21 protein-coding genes and 2 pseudogenes are annotated in these 19,171 nt (G+C 73.4%); 20 read left to right on the forward strand and 3 right to left on the reverse strand.

The window, feature by feature from the left end; all coding sequences use genetic code 11:
* The first annotated feature begins 239 nt into the window (after nt 1-239).
* The 18 genes and pseudogenes from ABD160_RS12935 to ABD160_RS13020 all read left to right on the forward strand — a co-directional run bounded on the left by ABD160_RS12935 (nt 240) and on the right by ABD160_RS13020 (nt 15,005).
* On the forward strand, nt 240-1,955 hold the full coding sequence (locus ABD160_RS12935) for a ParB/RepB/Spo0J family partition protein (RefSeq protein WP_344021932.1): 1,716 nt from the start codon (nt 240-242) through the stop codon (nt 1,953-1,955).
* A 457-nt stretch (nt 1,956-2,412) separates the two neighbouring features.
* Nucleotides 2,413-2,856 carry a hypothetical protein gene (locus tag ABD160_RS12940; protein WP_344021934.1) on the forward strand — a complete coding sequence of 148 codons (444 nt, stop codon included), beginning with the start codon at nt 2,413-2,415 and terminating at the stop codon, nt 2,854-2,856.
* Between the two features lie 82 nt (nt 2,857-2,938).
* Nucleotides 2,939-3,394, forward strand: a complete 456-nt coding sequence (locus ABD160_RS12945; protein ID WP_344021936.1) for a hypothetical protein — start codon at nt 2,939-2,941, stop codon at nt 3,392-3,394.
* 97 nt (nt 3,395-3,491) lie between these two features.
* Nucleotides 3,492-3,893: a hypothetical protein gene (locus tag ABD160_RS12950; protein WP_344021938.1), complete on the forward strand. Its 402-nt coding sequence runs from the start codon at nt 3,492-3,494 to the stop codon at nt 3,891-3,893.
* A complete protein-coding gene (locus ABD160_RS12955; protein ID WP_344021940.1) occupies nt 3,890-4,462 on the forward strand; it encodes a hypothetical protein in 573 nt (190 codons plus the stop codon). Before ABD160_RS12950 ends, ABD160_RS12955 begins: the two co-directional genes overlap by 4 nt.
* A gap of 346 nt (nt 4,463-4,808) precedes the next feature.
* Nucleotides 4,809-5,216: a single-stranded DNA-binding protein gene (locus ABD160_RS12960; protein ID WP_344021942.1), complete on the forward strand. Its 408-nt coding sequence runs from the start codon at nt 4,809-4,811 to the stop codon at nt 5,214-5,216.
* Between the two features lie 96 nt (nt 5,217-5,312).
* Nucleotides 5,313-5,537 (forward strand): annotated as a pseudogene (locus ABD160_RS12965) (WhiB family transcriptional regulator); the annotation flags it as partial.
* A gap of 57 nt (nt 5,538-5,594) precedes the next feature.
* Nucleotides 5,595-5,717: pseudogene (locus tag ABD160_RS12970) on the forward strand (helix-turn-helix domain-containing protein); the annotation flags it as partial.
* A gap of 522 nt (nt 5,718-6,239) precedes the next feature.
* Nucleotides 6,240-6,347, forward strand: a complete 108-nt coding sequence (locus tag ABD160_RS12975; RefSeq protein ID WP_224404130.1) for an albusnodin family lasso peptide — start codon at nt 6,240-6,242, stop codon at nt 6,345-6,347.
* 104 nt (nt 6,348-6,451) lie between these two features.
* Complete coding sequence (locus ABD160_RS12980; protein ID WP_344021945.1) at nt 6,452-8,212, forward strand: albusnodin/ikarugamycin family macrolactam cyclase; 1,761 nt, start codon at nt 6,452-6,454, stop codon at nt 8,210-8,212.
* A complete protein-coding gene (locus tag ABD160_RS12985) occupies nt 8,212-8,976 on the forward strand; it encodes a lasso peptide biosynthesis B2 protein (RefSeq protein WP_344021947.1) in 765 nt (254 codons plus the stop codon). Before ABD160_RS12980 ends, ABD160_RS12985 begins: the two co-directional genes overlap by 1 nt.
* A complete protein-coding gene (locus ABD160_RS12990; protein ID WP_344021949.1) occupies nt 8,973-9,605 on the forward strand; it encodes a GNAT family N-acetyltransferase in 633 nt (210 codons plus the stop codon). Before ABD160_RS12985 ends, ABD160_RS12990 begins: the two co-directional genes overlap by 4 nt.
* A 573-nt stretch (nt 9,606-10,178) precedes the next feature.
* Nucleotides 10,179-11,174 (forward strand): bifunctional DNA primase/polymerase, encoded by a 996-nt coding sequence (locus ABD160_RS12995; RefSeq protein ID WP_344021951.1) that lies wholly within the window; start codon nt 10,179-10,181, stop codon nt 11,172-11,174.
* A gap of 159 nt (nt 11,175-11,333) precedes the next feature.
* On the forward strand, nt 11,334-12,275 hold the full coding sequence (locus ABD160_RS13000) for a hypothetical protein (protein WP_344021953.1): 942 nt from the start codon (nt 11,334-11,336) through the stop codon (nt 12,273-12,275).
* Nucleotides 12,276-12,559: 284 nt separating this feature from the next.
* The gene (locus tag ABD160_RS13005) at nt 12,560-12,805 is read left to right on the forward strand and encodes a hypothetical protein (protein WP_344021955.1); all 246 of its coding nucleotides are present in this window, start codon (nt 12,560-12,562) and stop codon (nt 12,803-12,805) included.
* A gap of 480 nt (nt 12,806-13,285) precedes the next feature.
* Nucleotides 13,286-13,474 (forward strand): hypothetical protein, encoded by a 189-nt coding sequence (locus ABD160_RS13010; protein WP_224404120.1) that lies wholly within the window; start codon nt 13,286-13,288, stop codon nt 13,472-13,474.
* 75 nt (nt 13,475-13,549) lie between these two features.
* A complete protein-coding gene (locus tag ABD160_RS13015; protein WP_344021957.1) occupies nt 13,550-13,810 on the forward strand; it encodes a hypothetical protein in 261 nt (86 codons plus the stop codon).
* 364 nt (nt 13,811-14,174) lie between these two features.
* Entirely contained in the window at nt 14,175-15,005 is an 831-nt protein-coding gene (locus ABD160_RS13020; protein WP_344021959.1) for a hypothetical protein, read from the forward strand.
* A gap of 155 nt (nt 15,006-15,160) precedes the next feature.
* Here the strand turns inward: ABD160_RS13020 and ABD160_RS13025 are convergent, their stop codons facing one another.
* Together ABD160_RS13025 and ABD160_RS13030 are read right to left on the reverse strand one after the other, a co-directional pair.
* Nucleotides 15,161-15,619: a sigma-70 RNA polymerase sigma factor region 4 domain-containing protein gene (locus tag ABD160_RS13025; protein ID WP_344021961.1), complete on the reverse strand. Its 459-nt coding sequence runs from the start codon at nt 15,617-15,619 to the stop codon at nt 15,161-15,163.
* 357 nt (nt 15,620-15,976) lie between these two features.
* Complete coding sequence (locus tag ABD160_RS13030) at nt 15,977-16,270, reverse strand: class I SAM-dependent methyltransferase (RefSeq protein WP_344022096.1); 294 nt, start codon at nt 16,268-16,270, stop codon at nt 15,977-15,979.
* 146 nt (nt 16,271-16,416) lie between these two features.
* On the opposite strand from ABD160_RS13030, the gene ABD160_RS13035 reads away from it, so the two are divergent.
* Nucleotides 16,417-16,824, forward strand: a complete 408-nt coding sequence (locus ABD160_RS13035; RefSeq protein WP_344021963.1) for an ArsR/SmtB family transcription factor — start codon at nt 16,417-16,419, stop codon at nt 16,822-16,824.
* On the forward strand, nt 16,821-18,794 hold the full coding sequence (locus tag ABD160_RS13040; RefSeq protein WP_344021965.1) for a heavy metal translocating P-type ATPase: 1,974 nt from the start codon (nt 16,821-16,823) through the stop codon (nt 18,792-18,794). Before ABD160_RS13035 ends, ABD160_RS13040 begins: the two co-directional genes overlap by 4 nt.
* On the opposite strand, the gene ABD160_RS13045 is transcribed toward ABD160_RS13040, so the two are convergent.
* Nucleotides 18,791-19,012: a hypothetical protein gene (locus ABD160_RS13045; protein WP_344021967.1), complete on the reverse strand. Its 222-nt coding sequence runs from the start codon at nt 19,010-19,012 to the stop codon at nt 18,791-18,793. The two genes, ABD160_RS13040 and ABD160_RS13045, sit on opposite strands and share 4 nt — an antisense overlap.
* Between the last annotated feature and the right edge of the window lie 159 nt (nt 19,013-19,171).

The raw sequence follows: 19,171 nt of genomic DNA on the forward strand, positions 1-19,171 counted from the left end.
GACGGTGGCTCGGTGATGAACCTGCCGCGGGGTCCCCGCGGGTGAACCCGCCCCAGCAGCTACCCGCATGCGCATCACCACTGCCCGGCGGGTCCACGCCGCCGCGACCACGGCAGAACCCCCACCGGGCCGCCCGTCGGGCCGCCGGAGACGCGCAGCGCGCCCCCGGCCATCGGGGACGCACCACCCGGCCAGCGACGCCGGGTGGTCATCACCGGTGAGTGAAAGGCCTGCTGCCCATGACCACAGAACCGACCACAGAACCGACCACAGAAGCGACGGTCGGCACCGACGACCAGCCCGACACCGAGTTCGACACCACCCGCCCGGGGTTCGACACGAGTGAGGCCCTCAGCACGCTCGACCAGCTCGGTGAGCTGGCCTGGGCCGACCCCGCCGAGCTGGTGTTGGAGGTCAACACCCGCACCGAGGTTCATCTCGACCCGCACTTCTGTGCCTCGGTCCGCGACCGCGGTGTGCGCGAGCCGATCAGCGTCTACCGACGCGACGACGGCGACGGCGACGGGTCCAGCGTGCTGGTCGTGCGCAAGGGCCAGCGTCGCACCCTGGCCGCACTCAAGGCCGGCCTGGCACGCGTGAGGGTCCTCGTCGAACCCCAGACGACCACCGCCGACACCGACACTGAACCGGAGCGGGCCCGACGCACTCACGACGCCGAACGGATCATCGACCAGCTCACTGAGAACCAGCACCGCGCCGGAATCTCCGATGCCGAGCAGGTCATCGCGCACCAGCAGCTGCTCGGGCTCGGTATGTCCAGGGCGCAGATCGCGAGCACCACGCGGACCCCGGCCAAGCGGGTCCGCCAGACCACCGCGGTCGCCGGCAGCGCCCGCGCGATCGAGGTCGGCGCCCGCTACGACCTCGATCTGGTGCAGATGTCGGTGATCGCCGAGTTCAGCGACGACGACGACGCCGTCGCCCAGCTCACCGAGACCGCGCTACAGCGGCCTCACCAGCTCGCCCACGCCGCGCAGCGGCTGCGTGACACCCGCGCCGAGCGGGCCCTGTGCGCCGCGCTCGAAGACCAGCTGCGCGAGGACGGTGTCACCGTCCTGGGTCGTGACGACGGCCGTCACGACACCGCGATGACCCTGGCCCGGCTGCGGCCTTCCGGGGACGACCCGTCGGGCACCGAGCTCACCGAGGACGCCCACCGCGACTGCCCGGGCCATGCCGCGACGGTCACGGTGCGCTTTGACTTCGACCAGGGCAAGACCGCCCACACGCTGTGGGTGTGCACCGACCCCGCCACCCACGGCCACGCCGAACGCTACGACCGCCCCCGCAGCCAGACGCCGGCGGCGCCGGTCGGGGAGACCGACGAGCAGCGTGAGGCCCGGGAGGACCGCGAGCGTGAGGCCGCGCGGGAGGCGCGCCGCACGGTGATCGCGAACAACAAGGCGTGGGAGTCTGCGCAGGTCGTGCGCCGCGACTGGCTGCGCGAGCTGTTCGCGCGCAAGGCTGCCCCGAAGGGGGCGGCGATCTTCGTCGCCGCCGAGTTCGCCCAGGGCGACCACGACCTGCGCCGGGCGATGGAGTCCGGCAACGCCCTCGCCTCAACACTGCTCGGGCTCGGCGACGCCGGCGGCGGCTACGGCTACTACAGCGGCCGGCCCAACCCCATCGCCGAGGCCGCACGCTCCAGCTCGGCTGCCCGGGCCACCATGCTCGCGCTCGCCCTGGTACTGGCCGCCTACGAGGACGGCACCACCCGCGACAGCTGGCGCAACCCGACCCCGTCGACGCGCCGCTACTTCGCCCAGCTGCGCGATTGGGGCTACGCCCTGGCCGACGTCGAGCAGCTCGTCCTCACCGGCGACACCACCGTCGATACCACCGACGTCCTCCAGGACCCCGGCGACGATGTTGATGTCGAACAGCAGGCTGCGCCCGAGGGTGAGGAGGACAGCGCGGCTGCGGCCCTTGGCTGATCGTCACCACTTCCGGGGCGGGGCGCGCTGAGGCGCCCCGCCCCGTTGTGCGCCCTGCACGAGCTGTCGGTGGTGGGCCGGGTCCTGGAGCCGGGGAGGGCTCGGGCCGGATCGCCCACAGGTCAGCACACCGGCGGTGGGGTGCGCGGCGATGAACCCGTCCGACCCGGCCGGGTGAGACCGCCAGGACCAGATGGGCCGTAGCGGAGCCGGTCAGCCCGGTGCCGGCTGTGCACCCGGGGTGCCGCCTCGGAGGGGCCACCGGTCACCTGCCGGGCCCACAGCCGGGGGCGGGCCGGTTCCGCCTGTTCCCGGCCGGGTCCTGGTCCCGCTCGCGGTCTCACACCGTCGGGGCCAGACCGAACCCCCGCCGCCCCCTGCGGGGCCCCACCGCCGCCGCGCTGAGGCAGAGCCGCGTTCCAGCCGCCGAGCCTCACCGACCCCGTGGAGGGCCACCATGACGATCACCAACACGAGCAGCAGCGGCGCCCACGTCGGCGAGGCGTTGAGCCTCGACCGGCTCCGGGAGCGCTCGACCCGGTTCGACGTGCTGGGCGTCCACATCGCGCCGGATCCGCACTGGATCCGGCTGGTCGTCTCCGACGACCACGGCGCGGTGGAGATGCGCTGGCTCGCAGACCCGTGGGCCATGGGCACGAGGACCGACGGGCTCTCGGTCACGCTGCACTCGGTCCACCCGCTGTGCGCGGACCGGCGGGCCGAGGAGCTGGGCGAGGACTGCGACCTCACCGGCGACGAGGTCACCGTCGGAGTCTGTTATCCCGACACGCTCGCCGACGATGCCCTGGCCCGCGACATCCGGCCGATCTTCGACGCCGGCGGCCTCGGACCCGTGATCGTGGTCCTGGCCGGCTACCACCGCGACCTGCTCAACCGCTGACCCCCCGGCGAGCCCCGGCCCACCAGGGCCGGGGCCCGTCGTGTCGCCTCCCATCCCACCTTCTCCAGAAGGGCCACTCGTCATGCCTACCTTCGCCATCACCGAGGACCAGCTCACCGCTGCGCTGCACGCCGTGATCGCCGACCGCGGCCTGAACTGGACCTACCCCGACATCGACACCGACCCCGATGCCTACGTCGACCCGCAGGATCACCACCCGCTGTTCGCCGAGAACACCGTCGACCACGGGCTGCCCTCGTGCCGCTACGTCAGCGCCGACGGCCACCGCCCGATGTGCCTGATCGGCGCCGCGCTGCACCGCGCCGGGGTCCCCCTGCACGTGCTCGCCGACCACGAAGGCGCCCTCGCCGACGTCATCCTCGATCTCGTGATCGAGCCGGTCCTGCCCGGCCTCGTCGCCGACGCCACCCGCGCGGCGCAGAACGTCCAGGACGACGGCGGCACCAGCGGCGACGCCCTCACCGCCTACCACAACGTCCTGATCGCCGGGCGCGTGATGAACCGCGCGAGCGCCTGACCACCTCCGGCCACGAGGACGGGCACTCCCGCTCCCCCTGGCCGCCGATCACCACAGGCTCTGGCTCCGAGCCGGTCCCGAACGAGAGGCACACGCGATGACCACCCTGGCCCACATCAACGGCGAGATCCTCCACATTCCCGGCCTGACCCTCTGGGGTCGGCGCCAGGTCCGCGGACTCCACACCAAGCACTCCCTGATCTGCTCCGGCCCCGCCGGAGCCGTCGAGCTCTGGGCTCACCTCGACGCGCCGGACATGGGCGGGGTCGAGTTCCACGACGTACGCGAGCAGGTCCCCGGCGAGGGCCCGGAGCCGTGCGACCTGCTGCCCGGCGGGACGTGCTTCGTCGAAGGAAGCAGCGGCATCTACACCCGCCAGTTCCTCCCGATGATCACCGCCGGCCAGTCCCGCGACGTCTGCGAGCACCTCACCGACCTCTACGTCATCCACCACGGCGGACTGCCCGCCCGAACACCAGCAGTAGGGAGCCGACCGTGACCGTCACCTTCTTCCCCGCCGAGCCCGCCGCCGGCGCGACCGTGCTCGGCGCGTCCATCCACTGCCCCGCCGACCCTCGCCAGGACCGCCGCCGGTTCCGCGACTACACCGCCGCGACCGCGGGCCTGGCCGAACACCACCAGTTCTGCACGGATCCGTGGTGCGCCGGACAAGCGGGCTACGTCGTCGAGCACCGCAGCACCGACGGCGAACCGCGCCTCAATCTGGCCAGCGTCCACGCGCGCACGCTGCTGCGCGCCCTGGGCCTATGCCCGGAGATCGGCGCCGGCGACCTGCACCCGGCGACCATGGCCGGGATCGCGCCGTCCACTCCGCAGGACGCCGAGGATGCCCTGGTGGGATCTCTGCCCGCGGAGCTGATGCTCGGCCGGGTCGAGCTGGCCTTGGCGGCGGCGCCCGACGACGCCGGCGTCCCCGCCACCGAGCACCGCGACGGCGCGGTGATCGACTGCGGGCGACCGGTCGGGTGGCTGCAGACCCGGCTCGCGGTGCTGCGCGAGGTCACGCTCTACGCGCGAGCCCACCAGCGCGACGTCGTCTGGGTCTGAGCATGGGTCTGAGCGCTGTGGCTGTCTGCTGAGGGCGGCCGTGCACGCCACGCTGCGACGCGTCGTCCGGGAACGAGTGCCCCGGTGGGGCGGGATGCCTCCTGGGGATGTCGGTGCCCAGGTGTGGAGACGCCCGAAGGTCAGCACCCCGGCGCGAGGTACGTGCCGATGAACCGGCGCCCGACGCCGAGCGGGTGGGACGGCGCCTCACTGCGTTCGGACCCGCTTCGCGGGTTCCCACCCGCTCGGGCCAGCCCCGAACCCCCGCCACCCCTGACGGGCCTCACACCGCCGCGCTGAGGCAGGGCCGCGTCACCAACCAGCCCGACACCCCAGGAGGCACCCCATGAACGAGATCACCCTCGCCGGCAACATCGGCAAGGAGCCCGAGCTGACCTACAACAAGGACACCGGCGAGGCCCGCCTGCGGTTCTCGATCGCCCAGAACGACCGCTACTTCGACCGCCGGAGCGGCGAGTGGCGCGAGAACCCGCCGGTCTGGACCGACGTGGTCGCCTTCCGCGAGCTGGCCGAGAACGCCGCCGATTCGCTGCACGCCGGGGACGCCGTGATCGTGATCGGCAAGCTCGCCGACAACTCCTTCACCCCCTCCGGGCAGGACTACCCGGTCCGGCGCACCGAGCTGCGGGCCCAGACCATCGGCGCGGACCTGCGCCGCGCGCGAGCCAGCATGACCCGCCAGCCCGGGCGCGAGCGAGCCGGTTCGACCACCGCTCCCCAGACGGCCGACTGATCCCCGGTCGGCCACCGGGCGGGGCGCCAGCCACCCCCTCAGGCGGTGCCCCGCCCGGTCTCCACCCCACCCGACCGCCGAAAGAGGTGAGCTGCGATGAACTTCCTGGACAACGCCCTGCCGTGTCGCGACGAGGACCCGGAGCTGTTCTTCGTCGTCGGGTCCGGGCCAGCCGCCGAGCACCAGCTCGACGCCGCCAAGGCCGTGTGCCGCCGGTGCCCAGCCATGGCCGCCTGCCGGGAGTGGGCCCTGTCCACCGGGCAGATCGGGGTATTGGGCGGGCTGAGCGAGGACGAGCGCCGCGCCCTACGGCGTGGCCGCACCGCCGGCCGCCCCCGCCGCACCGGCCACCGGACTCCACGCAGTGAACGGGCCCGACGACGAGCTGAGGCCATCGCCCGGGTCGAGCAGGGCGATCGGATCGACGACGTCGCCGCCCAGGCCGGTGTCAGCCGCCGCACCCTCGACCGGTGGCGGGCCGACGCCCGCACCAGCGCATGACCGGACCGGCCCAGAGCCAGGCCCGCCGGGACCGATCGGTCCCCGCGGGAGTGACGATCGACAACGGCTACAGCTGCGTCGAACGGTAGTCGTCAGACCACTACCGACGCCCACGCGCTGCGCCGCCTCCCGGAACCGGGGTGAGTGAGGCCTCGTGCCGATAGCACGACGGCGGCCGGGGGCCACCGTGGCGCCGGTCGGAGCATCCTGCGCCGTCGAGGTGGGGACGTGGTGACTCTGCACCCCACGGTCCGCCTTCCCACCGATGCCGCGCCAGCCGCACCCGACGCGGGTGACACCACCGACTTCGTCCCTCGGCCCACTGAGGGCGGGCGGGGTGGTGTCACACCGGTCGGGCGAGCGCGCGTCCCCGGCGCGGCGACCCGCGCGGTGCGGGCGAGTCACGTCCCACCGCGACCGGCGGTGGGGCCCCGATCCAGCCGGTAGCGGCCGGGGAAGGAAGCGCGCGGCCAGTACCTGGTCGATGCGCCCATCACGAGCACTGGGAGGAGGTGATTTCGCATGTCGCAGCACACCGAGACCGAGATGGTCGAGCTGGGTGACGCCGCGGTCCTGACCGAGGGCGGTGGTTCCGGCACGTCGGAGGACAAGCGCTACGTCTACGCCTGATCCAGGCGAGAGGCACGAGGGCCCGGTGAACGCACTGTCGTTCACCGGGCCCTCGTCGTTACCGCACCCCCCACCCGGGGTGCCCCGAGGTGGGAGGTCAGGAGATGAACGTTCGATGGTTCGGCGGCCGCAGCACCACCGGCACCAGCGGGTACCCGGCCGGCGGCCGCGCGCTCGCCGCCGACATCGCTACCGCGTGGCTGTGCGGGGATTGGCCCGCTTCACAGGTCACGATCGTGCAGGGTCCCGCCCGGACGGTGGCGGTCCTGGGCCGTGCCCGCTGCGAGGGCGACCTGCTGACCCGATGGGTGCGCGTCGGTGTCCCCGACTCCGCGGTCACCGCGTTGACCGGGGCCTACACCGTCGTCGAGATCACCCCACACGCCACGGTGGTGCTCACCGATCCTGGCTGGGTCCAGCCGATCTACACCACGACCACCGACGACGGTGCTGCGCTGTGGGGGTCGAGTTCGCTGGCGCTGGCCGCCCTGACCGGCTCGGGCGTCGACGACACGTGGCTGCACCAGCACCTACACCCCGGATACGACGGTGATCCCGGGGCCGAACACGGGGCCGGGGACCGGTCGGCGTTCGCCGGGATCACCACGGTGCCACCCGGCGTACGGCTGACCATCTCCGCGGCGGGAATCACGATCTCCCCGCTCACCGCCACCGGCGCCGTGTCCGACCGGCCGGCTGACCAGCTTCGGGAGGCGTTGCAGGACGCGGTCGCCGGGGTCGCCGAAGGTCCCGGCTCGACCGGCGCCGCGGTGGCGGCGGACTGCTCCGGTGGGATGGACTCGACGTCGCTGGCGATGCTGCTGGCCCAGCATCGGGACGCTCGCGGCGAGGACGTGCCCGGCACCGTTCTGGCAGTCACGGTGCACCCGGCCGGGATCACCGCGGGTGGCGATCTCGACTACGCCCGCGCCGCGGTCGACCACGCCCGCACCGGGCTGGCCGGGCGGACCCGGTCGCTGAAGCACCTGCTCTGCCCGCTCGACGACCGTCACCTGCCCTACGGATATCTAGGTGAACTGGTCCCCGCGACCGATGAGCCGGCGCCCTCGACGATCGCGATCGCCCGATTCGACGCCGAACTCGGTGTGCTCGCCGCCCTCGGCGTCGGCGACCTGGTGACCGGCGACGGTGGCGACACCCTGCTCGGCCCGCAGCCCGGATACCTGCCCGACCTCGCCGCCACAACAACAGTGCGCGCCCAGGCCCAGCTGCTGCGGCACGCACTGGGCTGGGCCCGCCTGCGACGTACGGCGGTCTGGCCGCTGCTCGCCCAGGCCCGCACGGCCGCCACCCGCGGTGAGCCGGGGGAGGCGGCGCGGACCCGCACGGCGATGCGGGTCGTGGCCCGCACCGCCCGAGCCGACGCTCAGATCGCCGAACAGTTCCACGGCATCAGCCTGCACAACCCGTTCACCGACCCCGGCGTGGTCGACGCCGCGCTCGCGATCCCGGGACCCCGGCGCGCCGGACCCGGTGACTACAAGCCGCTGCTGCGTCGCGCCATGACCGGGCTGCTGCCCGACACGGTGACCGCACGGCGGACCAAGGGCGACTTCACTCCCGACCAGTACCGAGGACTACGCACCCACCTCGGGGCCCTCACCGCGCTCGTCGACGGCGAACTGGCCGCCCGCAGTCTGATCGACCCCGCCCGCTACCGGGCGCTGCTGTCCCGGGCTGCCGCCGGCGCCCCGGGCATCGGGTTCCACCAGCTCAACCCCGTGCTGGCCACCGAGGTGTGGCTACGCGCCCTCGACCAGTGGCCCGCGGCCGCCCGATGGGCCTCCACGGCCGGGGACCCGCCTCCGACGGTCTCGACCTGTTCCCGATGGGAGGTCTTCTGATGACCACGATGTTCGTCCGTCCGCCCGAGGTCCGCGCCGCGGATCTCGGCCACACCGTCGTACTGCTGCACGAGCGCACCGGCGCCGTGCGGGCCCTGCTCGGTGCCCAACGCGAAGCGTTCCTCGCCCTGGAGGCCACCGGCACCTGGGTGCCCGGCACCGAGGCCGAGGCGCTGGCCACGAGCCTGTCGGGCGCGGGGTTCCTCCGCCCGGCCCGGTCGGACACAGCGCCCGCACCGGTCGTGGTGCTCCCGGCGACCGGCCCCAGCTGGGGCACCCAGGAAGCGCCCGGCGCACTCCCGGAACGTGGCCCACTGTCGCCGGCGTGGGCGCCCCTCGCAGCGTGCGCGTTGGCGACGGTGCTGCTCGTGCGCACAGCCGGGCGCCGAACGCACGCGTTCTCCCGCCTCCTGCACCTCGTCCGGATCACCACCCGGCTGGCACGACGCCCGGTACGCGACACCCAGGCCGTGGCGGTCCTAGACTGTGTACGCGTCATCGGACGCGTGTCTCCGTTCCGGACAGCGTGCTTGGAGGAAACCGTCGCGGCGATGCTCGCCCTGGCCGTCACCGGCCGGCGAGCTGGGTGGTGCCACGGGATCGCCGCGGATCCGATCAGGCTGCACGCCTGGCTCAGTCTCGACGGCTGCCCCGTCGGTGAGCCCACCTCCACGCTGCGCTTCACACCACTGATCCAGCTGCCCGAACCCGCCGCCGCGCCCGCGCGCGGCCATGACCGGGCGGCGAAAGGAGACACCTCATGACGCTGACCTCCAACGGCCACACCGACACAGCTGACACCACCGACCCCGGCGCCACGAGTGGCGACCACACCGCCGCGGCCACACCGCTGCTGTGGATGCGGGGCGAGCGCACCGCGCTGGGCCCGTTCACCCGCGAGCTGGCCGAGCTGTACTGGCAGTGGGAGAACGAGCCCGCCGTCATCGCCGGCATGGGCCGCCAAACCCCGGAATCCCTCGAAGCCCGCCTGACCGGCTACGACGCCCAATCCCGCAGCATGGGCACCATCCCGCGGTTCACCATCTACGACCTGACCCGGCCCGCTGGGCCGGTGCCGGTCGGGACCAGCGCACTGCGCATCGACCACTACGTGCGCACCGCGGAGTTCATCATCCTGCTCGGCGAAGACGGCCGCGGCCGCAACCTGGCGACCGAGGCGACTCGGCTGACCCTCGACTACGCCTTCACTATCTCGGCGCTGCGTTCGGTGTGGCTCAAGGTCCTCGAGCCGAACCTCGGCGCGATCGCCGCCTACGAAAAGGCCGGGTTCGCCCACGCCGGGCGGCTGCGCCGTGCCGGGTACTGGCGCGGCGCCGAGGCCGACGAGCTGCTCATGGACGTCGTCGCCGACGCCCATCTCGCCACCGGCTGACCGGGGGCCGCAGGAGCCCGCTACGGGGCCGATGAGCCCCGTAGCGGGACCTGCCCGGCGAGGAGCCGACCGTCGTGCAGGGCGCTGTGGGCCTGCTCGGCACGGTCGTCGCGGTGCACATCCAGCCGGGTGGCGACGAGTACGACCAACCAGCCGCGCGGCCCGGCCCCGGATGTCGTACCGGGACCGCGCCGAGCACACGCCCAAGACCCCACAGACCGGTGGAGCGGCTGCGCCGCACGGTGGACCTGGAGGGATCGGGCCGATCCTGCGGGCGCGTTCCTCACGCTTCAAGGGCGCTGACGCGTCGCTCGCGCGACAGCCCTGGCGGGCTGCCCTGGACCCGTGAGCCTCTACGCGCCCTCGGGGCGAGGCCCCCGAGGGGCAGGCGCACAGCCTGCCCCCGGTTGGCCGGCCCGGATCCCCGCCCGGCCAGGCACGGGGTTGGTAGAGCACAGGAGGAACACCCTCATGACCGTCACGACCAGCACCAACAGCCCCCGCTCCGACGCGGCGCGGTGCGATGCTGTGCACGACAGCGGAACCCGACCCGGGCGGGAGGAGGCAGCGCGCATGCCGCGACGTGCCCGCCCGCGCCTCGACCGTGAGGTGCTGCGGCTGCGACAGGTCGCGCTCGACGCCGCGGCCGCCGGCCTGTTCGTGTTCCCGGTCAAGGCCGGCTCGAAGATCCCCGCCTTCCACGGCGAGACCCGGTGCCGCAGGCGCGGGCCTTGCGCTGAGGGGCACCAGGGCTGGGAGCAGCGCGCCACGCGCGACCCGGCCCAGATCCGGCGCTGGTGGTCGAACTCCACCCGGTGGAACGTCGGGATCGCCTGCGGGCCATCGGGGCTGGTGGTGATCGACCTCGACACCCGCACCGAACCGCTCCCCGAGTGGGACGGGGCTACCACCGGCCGCGAGGTTCTCGACCAGCTCGCCGCCCGGCACGGCGAGATCCTGCCCGACACCTACTCAACGGTGACCCCGACGGATGGGGAGCACCTCTACTACCGGATGCCCGAGGGGCTGGAGTTGCGCAACACCCACGGCGGGCACGGGCGCAGCCTCGGTCCGCTGATCGACACCCGCGCCGGGGGTGGGTTCGTCGTCGGCGCCGGCAGCGTCCGCCCTGAGGGCGCCTACCTGGTCGCCGAGCACGGCCAGATCGCAGAACTCCCGACGTGGCTGGCCACGCTGCTCACCCCGCCGCCGGCGCCGCGCCCGCAGGGACCGCCGACGAGGGGGCTGTCGACCAAGCGCGCGAACGCCTACATCGCCGCGATCCAGGCCGACGAACTGGACAAGGTCGAACACGCCGCGGAAGGCCGGCGGCAGGTCACCCTGCTCACCGCAGCGCGGGTCTTCGGCCAGCTCGTCGGTGGCGGGGAGCTCGACGCCGACAACGCCTACGCGGTCCTGCTCGACGCCGCCGCCGCGCACATCGAGGTCGCGGGGTTCACCCGCGCCGAGGCAGAACGCACGATCACCCGCGGGATGAGCTTCGGGATGCGCGCCCCACGCACCATCGCCCGCGGCCGCACCACCACCACCACCGCCGTCGACGAGTAGTAGCCCGTGTCGCTGACCTCGCAGTTGCAGCAGGGTGCGCTCGCTCGATGGTGCGCGGCGCACCTGCCTGGTACCGGTGCTGTGGTCGACCAGGTCCGTGTGGCCGCGGCCGCGGTGGTGCGGCCGGCGTGCTGGGTCGGGACGGGGCATTGGTCGGCGGTGGGTGGGATCGTCAGCGCGCGGTTGGCCGCGCTGGTGCAAGATGCCGCACCGTACGCGGCCCTGTACGGGCTCGTCGGCGCCGAGCTGGTCTCGGCGCCCGCGTGCAACGCGATCGCCGCCGGCTACCCGGCCCAGGAAGCTGTGCTGGCCCAGGAGCCCGAGCTGGCCGAGGTCGCGGTGGGGCTGCGCCCCTCCCCCAGCGATGTCGTCGCGCTGCTCGCGCCGCCGGCTGACGAGCACGGCCCGCGGCCCGGCGACGCGGTCTTTACCGAACTCGCCCACCGGGGCCATGTCTTCGCCTGCCGCCATGCCCCGACCGGGGTGATTGGCACAGCCGGTGTCGAGGCGGCGCTGGCCCGCACCCACGCGGTGTGGACTCTCGGCGAGGACCGCTACCGGTCCGGGATCACCCCGCGGCCGCTCGCTCGCATCGCGCAGGTCGGCGGGGCGACGGTGGAGCAGCTGCGCGCGCTGGCCCTACCGGGGGTCGTCGAGGACGCTGCCGCGGTCGCGCGGGTCGTCGAGTCGTCCGGCACGCTCGCGGACTGGCGCGGGTGGGCTGGTGATCCCGGACGTGGGCAGGCCCTGGGCTTTGCCTCGCCGGTGCTGGTCCCGCACTGGGCAGAGGCCGATCTGTTGGTCGGCGACACTCTGGTGGAGGTCAAGACGGTGCTGCGGGCCGATCAGCCCGCGCGGGTTGCGCGGTGGGTGTGGCAGCTGCTCGGCTATGCCTGGCTCGACACCGGCGATCGGTGGAAGGTCGGGCATCTCGCGTTCTACCTGGCCCGGCACGGCGTCACGGTCCGGTGGCCGCTGGCCGAGCTGGAGACGCTCCTGGTCGGTGACCCGTCCCGGGTCGCGCAGGTCCGGGACGAGTTCCGCCGGCTGACCGAGCACGCCGCAGTGACCGAGGGCGCCACCCTGCTCCCACAGCCCTGACAGACAGCGCCTGGGCTGCTCACTCCGGCGTGGTCCTCGCGGGCGCGGGGCAGGCACGACTGGATCGCCCGGAGGTCAGCACACCCCAGGTGGGTCCGCGGCGATGCCCGCCGCCGACGCCGCCGCGGGTGGGACGAGCTCGCTGTTCGCTCGTCGGCCTGCGGCCGATCCCACGCCGGGCGGGCCAGCACCGGCTCCCCGCCGCCCCTGACGGGCCCACCCGGACCGTGCTGAGGCAGGGCCGCGTTCCAGCCGCACCCCCCAGCACCGCGAGGAGGACCGTGATGAGCGAGCACTTCCCGATCGTCAACCCCCGGATCGAGGACGGCCTGGCGCTGAGCGACGCGACGATGGTCGAGTTCGGTGACGGGTGCACCGACGCGATGAGCATCGTGCCCGGCGAGCACGAGGTCGGCGACCGGGTGCCGTGCCCGAGCTGCGCGGGTCAGCACGAGATCAGCTCGGCGTTGTCGATCCCGATCGCCCACAACATCAGCATCACCGAGCACGAGCACGAGCCCGGCGACTGATCCGACTCGCGTGCCGCCCGGCTGCGCCGGCCGGGCGGCACGCCCAGCGGCGGTGCCGGTCACGTGCCTGGGCCACCAGCTCGGTGCCGGCCAGGGTGGTCGGGTCACCAGGCCCGGTGCCGGTGGGCATCGCCGGGTGGCCAGCTCGGTGCCGGCCGGGGCGGTCGGGTCACCGGCTGCGGTGCCGGTCGGGTCTGCAGGGTTGCCGTCCGCAGCAGTGGGTGGTGCGGGGTGGGCCTCCGGTGCACGGCACGACTGGATCGCCCGAAGGTCAGCACACCCGGGGTGGGGCAAGCGCCGACGAACCTGGCCGACCCATCCCGGTGAGACCCCGTCACCTCGGGCAGCACCGGTGGCGGCCGCGTACAGGGTCACACCGGGATGGGCCAGCCAGAACCGCCGCCGGCCCTACGGGCCCCCACCCCGGCCGCGCTGAGGCTGCGCCGCGTTCCAGCCGCACCGAGCACCGGAGGCCCACACATGAGCAGCACCAGCGCTACCCGACGCGTCGACATCGACACCGAGACCGGCCTCTGGGCCCTCGACGGAGTCATTCCCTCCCAGCTCAGCATCAACGACCAGCGCGTCCTGGAGGACCTGCTCGTCGACCTCTACGAGCCGACCGGGCTCGGCGAGGCCGAGCCCGGCGACGACGAGCCGCCCTACTGAGGGCGGCTCGCCCGCCAAGGGCCCCGCCCGCCGGGCGGGGCCCTCCCCTTGTGTTCCGGCGAGGAGGCCCGGCCGATGCAGATCGAGATCCACCAGACCTACCCCACGAAGATCCGGGCAGGGGACCTGCTGCCACTCGACACGATCGATCGGATGCGACACGACTACGACGGCGTCCCCGCACGAGTGGACATCACCTCGTGTGCTCGGGTGGCCGACGTCGTGCACCACGGCAGGGACGAGCCGGTGTCGGTCGTGCTCGACGGCGGAGCCGTCATCGAGGCCCGGGCGGGCCGGATGATCGTGGTCGTCCGCGAGGTCGCGCCGAGCAGCTGAGACTGACCTCGGCCGCGGCGTCGGCGCACACCGCGCCAGAAGCGAAGCGGTGCCAGTGGGCGGCCGCGGCCGGCGGGCGGGTGGTGGCGCTCACGGCCGCGCCGGGCCGAGGAAACCCGGTGGACCCGCCTTCGGCGGGGTGGGCCTGCCGGCCCTAGAGCTGAGCACGGCATCACTCAACGTCAAGGGCGCTGCGCAAGCTCCGCGTCGCCTTCGGCGACAGCCCTTCGGGCTGCCCTTGACGTTGAGCCTCGGATGCCGCGCGACCGCCGCTTCGCGGTGGCGGGGCAGACGCCCGCCACCCGAGACGGGCCGACAGGCCCACCCGGTCCTGTCCACCGGCCAGCGAGGGAGTGCAGTCGCGATGAACCCCACCGACACCACCACCACGAACACCACGGCGGCCGCGGCCGCGGAGCTGGGCCAGATCGCCGAGATGATCGAGCGCGGCGCGCTGCGTGGCGCTCGTGCCCGTCTCGCGCGACTGCTGGACACCACGGACCCGTCGGCACGGCTGCTGCTGGTCCGTTGCGTGGAGGCCCTGGAAGCCGAGCACCCGACCACGATGCTCACCGAGCTGCGCCGCGAGTGGCGCCAGGCCGACGACGACGGGCGCGCGCTGGTCGAGGCGTGCGCCCCGAGCGCGGAGCGGCGCGCGGAGAAGACCCGCGACGCCGACCGCATCGCACGCACCAACCGCGCCAAGGACCAGGCTCACGCAGCCCGCAAGCCGCGTGATCTGACCAGCCGCCGGGGCGCTCCGCGCGGGCGACGGGACCCGCGCGCGGTCGAGCGCGACACCGTCGCCCGCCGCTACTTCGCCGACCGGGTCGACCCGGTCGAGGACACCAAGGAACCGCAGCACGATGACCGTCTGGACTACGACCTTGCGGCTGTCCCGCCGATGCGCGGTCTTCCGTGCGTGGCCTGCGGAGTCGAGCGGTCGACCGCCGACCAGCGCCGCGCCAACCGCGACGGGCTCTGCCAGGACTGCCGGGAGGACGGGACCCCGGGGATCGCCGTTCCGGCCGCCGACGCGACCCGGCAGGCCATGCTGACCGCACGCTGCGACTACATCGCCGCCACCTCGACCAGCCCGGCCGAGCGCGACGCCCGGTTGCGGCGGGACTGGCGAGTCATGACCAAGGCCGACAAGTTCGCCGTCATCGCCTGGCGCGACGCACAGTCCACCTGACCGCCCGGCCCGGGTCGACCACGGTCGCCGGCCCGGGCCCACCGTGGCGCTCACGGCCGCGCCGGGCCGAGGGCTCAGAGCGGACCCGCCTTCGGCGGCACAGCATCGCCCGCGATCACCTGCGGGGCCGGCCATGGAACCGCGACCACGGACGGTCAGGCAGTGGCCGCGTGGTCGCTTGTGGTGTCCGGTGGCTTCGGTGACGCGGCCACCGTCGGCGCATCCGTGGCGCCGCTCGCGCGGCGGGCCTGACGTAGATGTCCACGCACGCGCTTGACCGACAGCTCGAACATCGCGGCCAGGTCCTCGGCCTTCCGGCCCTCGCGGTGCAGCTCGGCGAGGACCTCGCGCTGGCGCGTCTCAACCTCCTCGAGCCGCTTCTGCGCCTCACCCTCCGCGTCGCGCCGGCGCTGCTCCAGATCGGCGATCACCGCGTCCCGGTCGGCCACGATCTGCTCGGCATCACGGTCGGCTCGCGCGTAGCGCGCGAACGCCTCGTCCTCCCGCCGTCGACGCTCGGCCTGATCGGCATCGAGACGATCGCGTGCCGCCGCGATGGCATCGGCACGATCCCGGACCTCCCGCTCCGCCTGTGCTGTCTTCCTGGTCGCCATCGTTCGCTCCCCCGCCTCATATCGATCCCGAACGCCGCACGCAGATGGTCACCTACCGGTGACCCATACCGACGTCAGGTGGGCACCAACTCGTGTCCCCCGGGCTCCGCAGTGGAGCCGGACGCAGCGGCGGCGAGGCGCCGCGCTCGGTCGCCCGGCAGCGATGCCCGGTCCCCTCCATCAGCACTCCGCCCCGGCCCTGTACGTTGTCGAGCGACGGGAGAACGACAGTGGTCCGACGCCACCGAAGTGACAGTGCTGTTGCCGCGGCCTTGGCCTAGCGAGCAACCTGTCCGAGCTCGATGAAGTCAGCGGGCAAGCCGGGCGGCCACCACCGGCTGCCCTGGACCGGTCAGCTCACCGACGGTGCATGACCGACCGGTGATCGCCATCAGCATGGCTTCCGCCGGTCCTGAGACCTCCGGCCCTGAGCCGTGGCTCCAGTCCAGATCGGACGTGATCAGGTGTACACCGCGAGCGATGTGCCACGCCGGCAGTTCCGGGCTGCGCCAGACGGCGACGCGCTCGGGCGATCATCGCCGAGTCCAGGTCGATGGCGTCAACGTAATCGGCACCGAAGCGGTCCAGGATCAGTTGCGTGCCGTAGCCGGGTCCGCAGCCCAGGTCCAGCGCCCGCGGCCCTGGAGGCAGTGGTCAGCCGAGTCGGCGCATCCACGGCACCTCGTAGTAGCGCTGGATCCACCGCCGCGGCGGGGAGTTGACCAGCGCTGTTTCGGCCCGGTTCATCAACATCGCAGCACCTCGATCACATCGCCATGTTCTGCTAGCATCGCCGCGTGACGATGAATAGCACGGAGGGGTGCCTCGCGTCGCGTGCGCCCGGTGCGGCGCTCGATCCGGCTGTGGCGCTGTTCCATGGCCTGTCGGACGGCACCCGGTTGGCGATCGTGCAGCGCTTGGCCGGCGGGGAGGCCCGGGTCGTCGACCTGATCGCGGAGCTGGGGTTGGCGCAGTCAACGGTGTCGGCGCATGTGGCGTGCCTGCGTGACTGCGGGCTGGTGCAGGGCCGCCCGCAGGGCCGTCAGGTCTTCTACAGCCTGGCTCGCCCGGAGTTGATGGACCTGTTGGCCTCGGCGGAGACGTTGTTGGCCGCGACCGGCAACGCGGTGGCGTTGTGCCCGAACTACGGCACCGACACCGGCCGGGTCGCCGGTGGGGACAGCGGCGGGGAGGCTGCCCGATGAGCGACGCTTGCGGCTGCGGGGACGACGAGCCGCGCACCGGCGACGAGGCCACCGAACGCGAGCCGGAACGTCTCTGGCAGGTCGTCGAGCTGCAGGCCGCGGCGGTGGCCGGTGTCCTGCTGATCGCCGGGTACGCGGCCGAGTGGTCTGGTGCGGCGCCGATCCCGGTGCTCGTCCTCAAGGCGCTGGCGTTGGTCGTGGGCGCCTACACGTTCGTGCCCTCGACCCTGAAGCGGCTGGCCCGGGGCAAGATCGGGGTTGGCACGCTGATGACGATCGCCGCGATCGGTGCGGTGTTGCTCGGCGAGGTCGGCGAGGCCGCGATGCTGGCCTTCCTCTACTCGGTCAGCGAGGGCTTGGAGGAGTACTCGCTGGCCCGGACCCGCCGCGGGCTGCGCGCGCTGCTGTCGCTGGTGCCCGAGGAGGCCACCGTGCTGCGCGAGGGCCGCGAGGTCGTACTGGCCCCCGCGCAGCTGCGGGTCGGGGACCGGATGGTGGTCAAGCCCGGGGAGCGCATCGCCACCGACGGTGTGATCCGCACCGGCCGTACCGCGCTGGACGTCTCGGCGATCACCGGTGAGTCGGTGCCGGTGGAGGCCGGCCCCGGCGGCGAGGTGTTCGCCGGGTCGATCAACGGCACCGGGGTGCTGGAGGTCGAGGTCAGCACGACCGCGGAGGACAACTCGCTGGCCCGGATCGTGCGCATCGTCGAGGCCGAGCAGTCCCGCAAGGGCGCCGGCCAGCGCCTCGCCGACCGGATCGCCAAACCCCTGGTGCCCGGCGTCATGATCGCCGCCGCGCTGATCGCCGGTCTCGGCAGTGTGTTCGGGGATCCGCTGACCTGGATCGAGCGGGCCCTGGTCGTGCTCGTGGCCGCCTCCCCGTGTGCGCTGGCGATCTCCATCCCGGTCACCGTGGTCGCGGCCATCGGGGCGGCCAGCAAGTTCGGGGTCCTGGTCAAGGGTGGCGCCGCGCTCGAAGCGCTCGGCCGGGTGCGCGGGGTGGCGCTGGACAAGACCGGCACGCTGACCCGCAACCGGCCGAGCGTGGTCGAGGTCGCCACCACCGGCGACATCTCCCGCGAGCGGGTGCTCGCGGTGGCCGCGGCCCTGGAGGCCCGCAGCGAACACCCCCTGGCTCGGGCGATCCTCGCCGCCGTCGACAGCGAGACGGTCACCCCCGCCGTCGACGTGGACGCGGTCACCGGTGCCGGGCTGACCGGCACCGTCGAGGGGCGCACCGCGCGGCTCGGGCGCCCCGGCTGGCTCGACCCCGGGCCACTGGCCCCCGACGTCGAGCGGATGCAGCAGGCCGGGGCCACCGCGGTGCTCGTCGAGCAGGACGGACAGGTGATCGGGGCCATCGGCGTGCGCGATGAGCTCCGTCCCGAAGCCGGTGAGGTCATAACGCGGCTGCACTCCGGCGGCTACCACGTCGCGATGCTCACCGGCGACAACCACGCCACCGCCGCCGCCCTGGCCCGCGAGGCCGGTATCGACTCGGTGCACGCCGAGCTGCGCCCGGAGGACAAGGCCCGCATCATCGCCGAGCTGGGCCGGGAACGTTCCACGGCGATGGTCGGCGACGGCGTCAACGACGCACCTGCGCTGGCCACCGCGGATCTCGGCATCGCCATGGGCGCGATGGGCACCGACGTGGCCATCGAAACCGCCGACGTCGCGTTGATGGGCGAGGACCTGCGCCACCTCCCGCACGCCCTGGACCACGGTCGCCGGGCCCGCCGGATCATGCTGCAGAACGTCGGGCTCTCGCTGGCGATCATCATCGTCCTGATGCCGCTGGCCCTGCTCGGCATCCTCGGACTCGCGGCGGTGGTGCTCGTGCACGAGGTCGCCGAGGTCGTGGTCATCGCCAACGGAGTCCGCGCCGGCCGCGGCAGGGCCCTTCCCACACGTCCCGCCGATCAGCCCGCGGATCAGCGGGCTCCGACCGTCAGGACAGCCGCTTAGGACCGGGCGGACGGGGGCGGGGGCGTGAGGGTGAGCTGGCGTCGATAGTGGTCGAAGTGCTGGGTCCCGAAGTGGTAGACGTCGAGCACGCTCATCCTCGGCAGGAAGTAGGGGTCCCACCCGGTCGGCATGTACATGCTCCACGCCAGGCTCCGCTCGGTCTCGGCGGCGAGGGCCCGTTGCAGGGATCCGATGACGGCGTCCAGCAGGGCTGTCATGACCCGCGGGGGAATCAGCCGAGCGGCGAGGCAGGGACCGACGTAGTTGATCGCATGGAAGGGTCGACGCCCGGCGTTCAAGGTGGCGGCGAAGCGCCTGCTGGAGCCGAGGCGGCCGAGCGTCCGCACCAGGGGAAGCAGCGTCCGCACGACCCCGTA

Source organism: Pseudonocardia kongjuensis, from assembly GCF_039526905.1.
GTDB lineage: Bacteria > Actinomycetota > Actinomycetes > Mycobacteriales > Pseudonocardiaceae > Pseudonocardia > Pseudonocardia kongjuensis.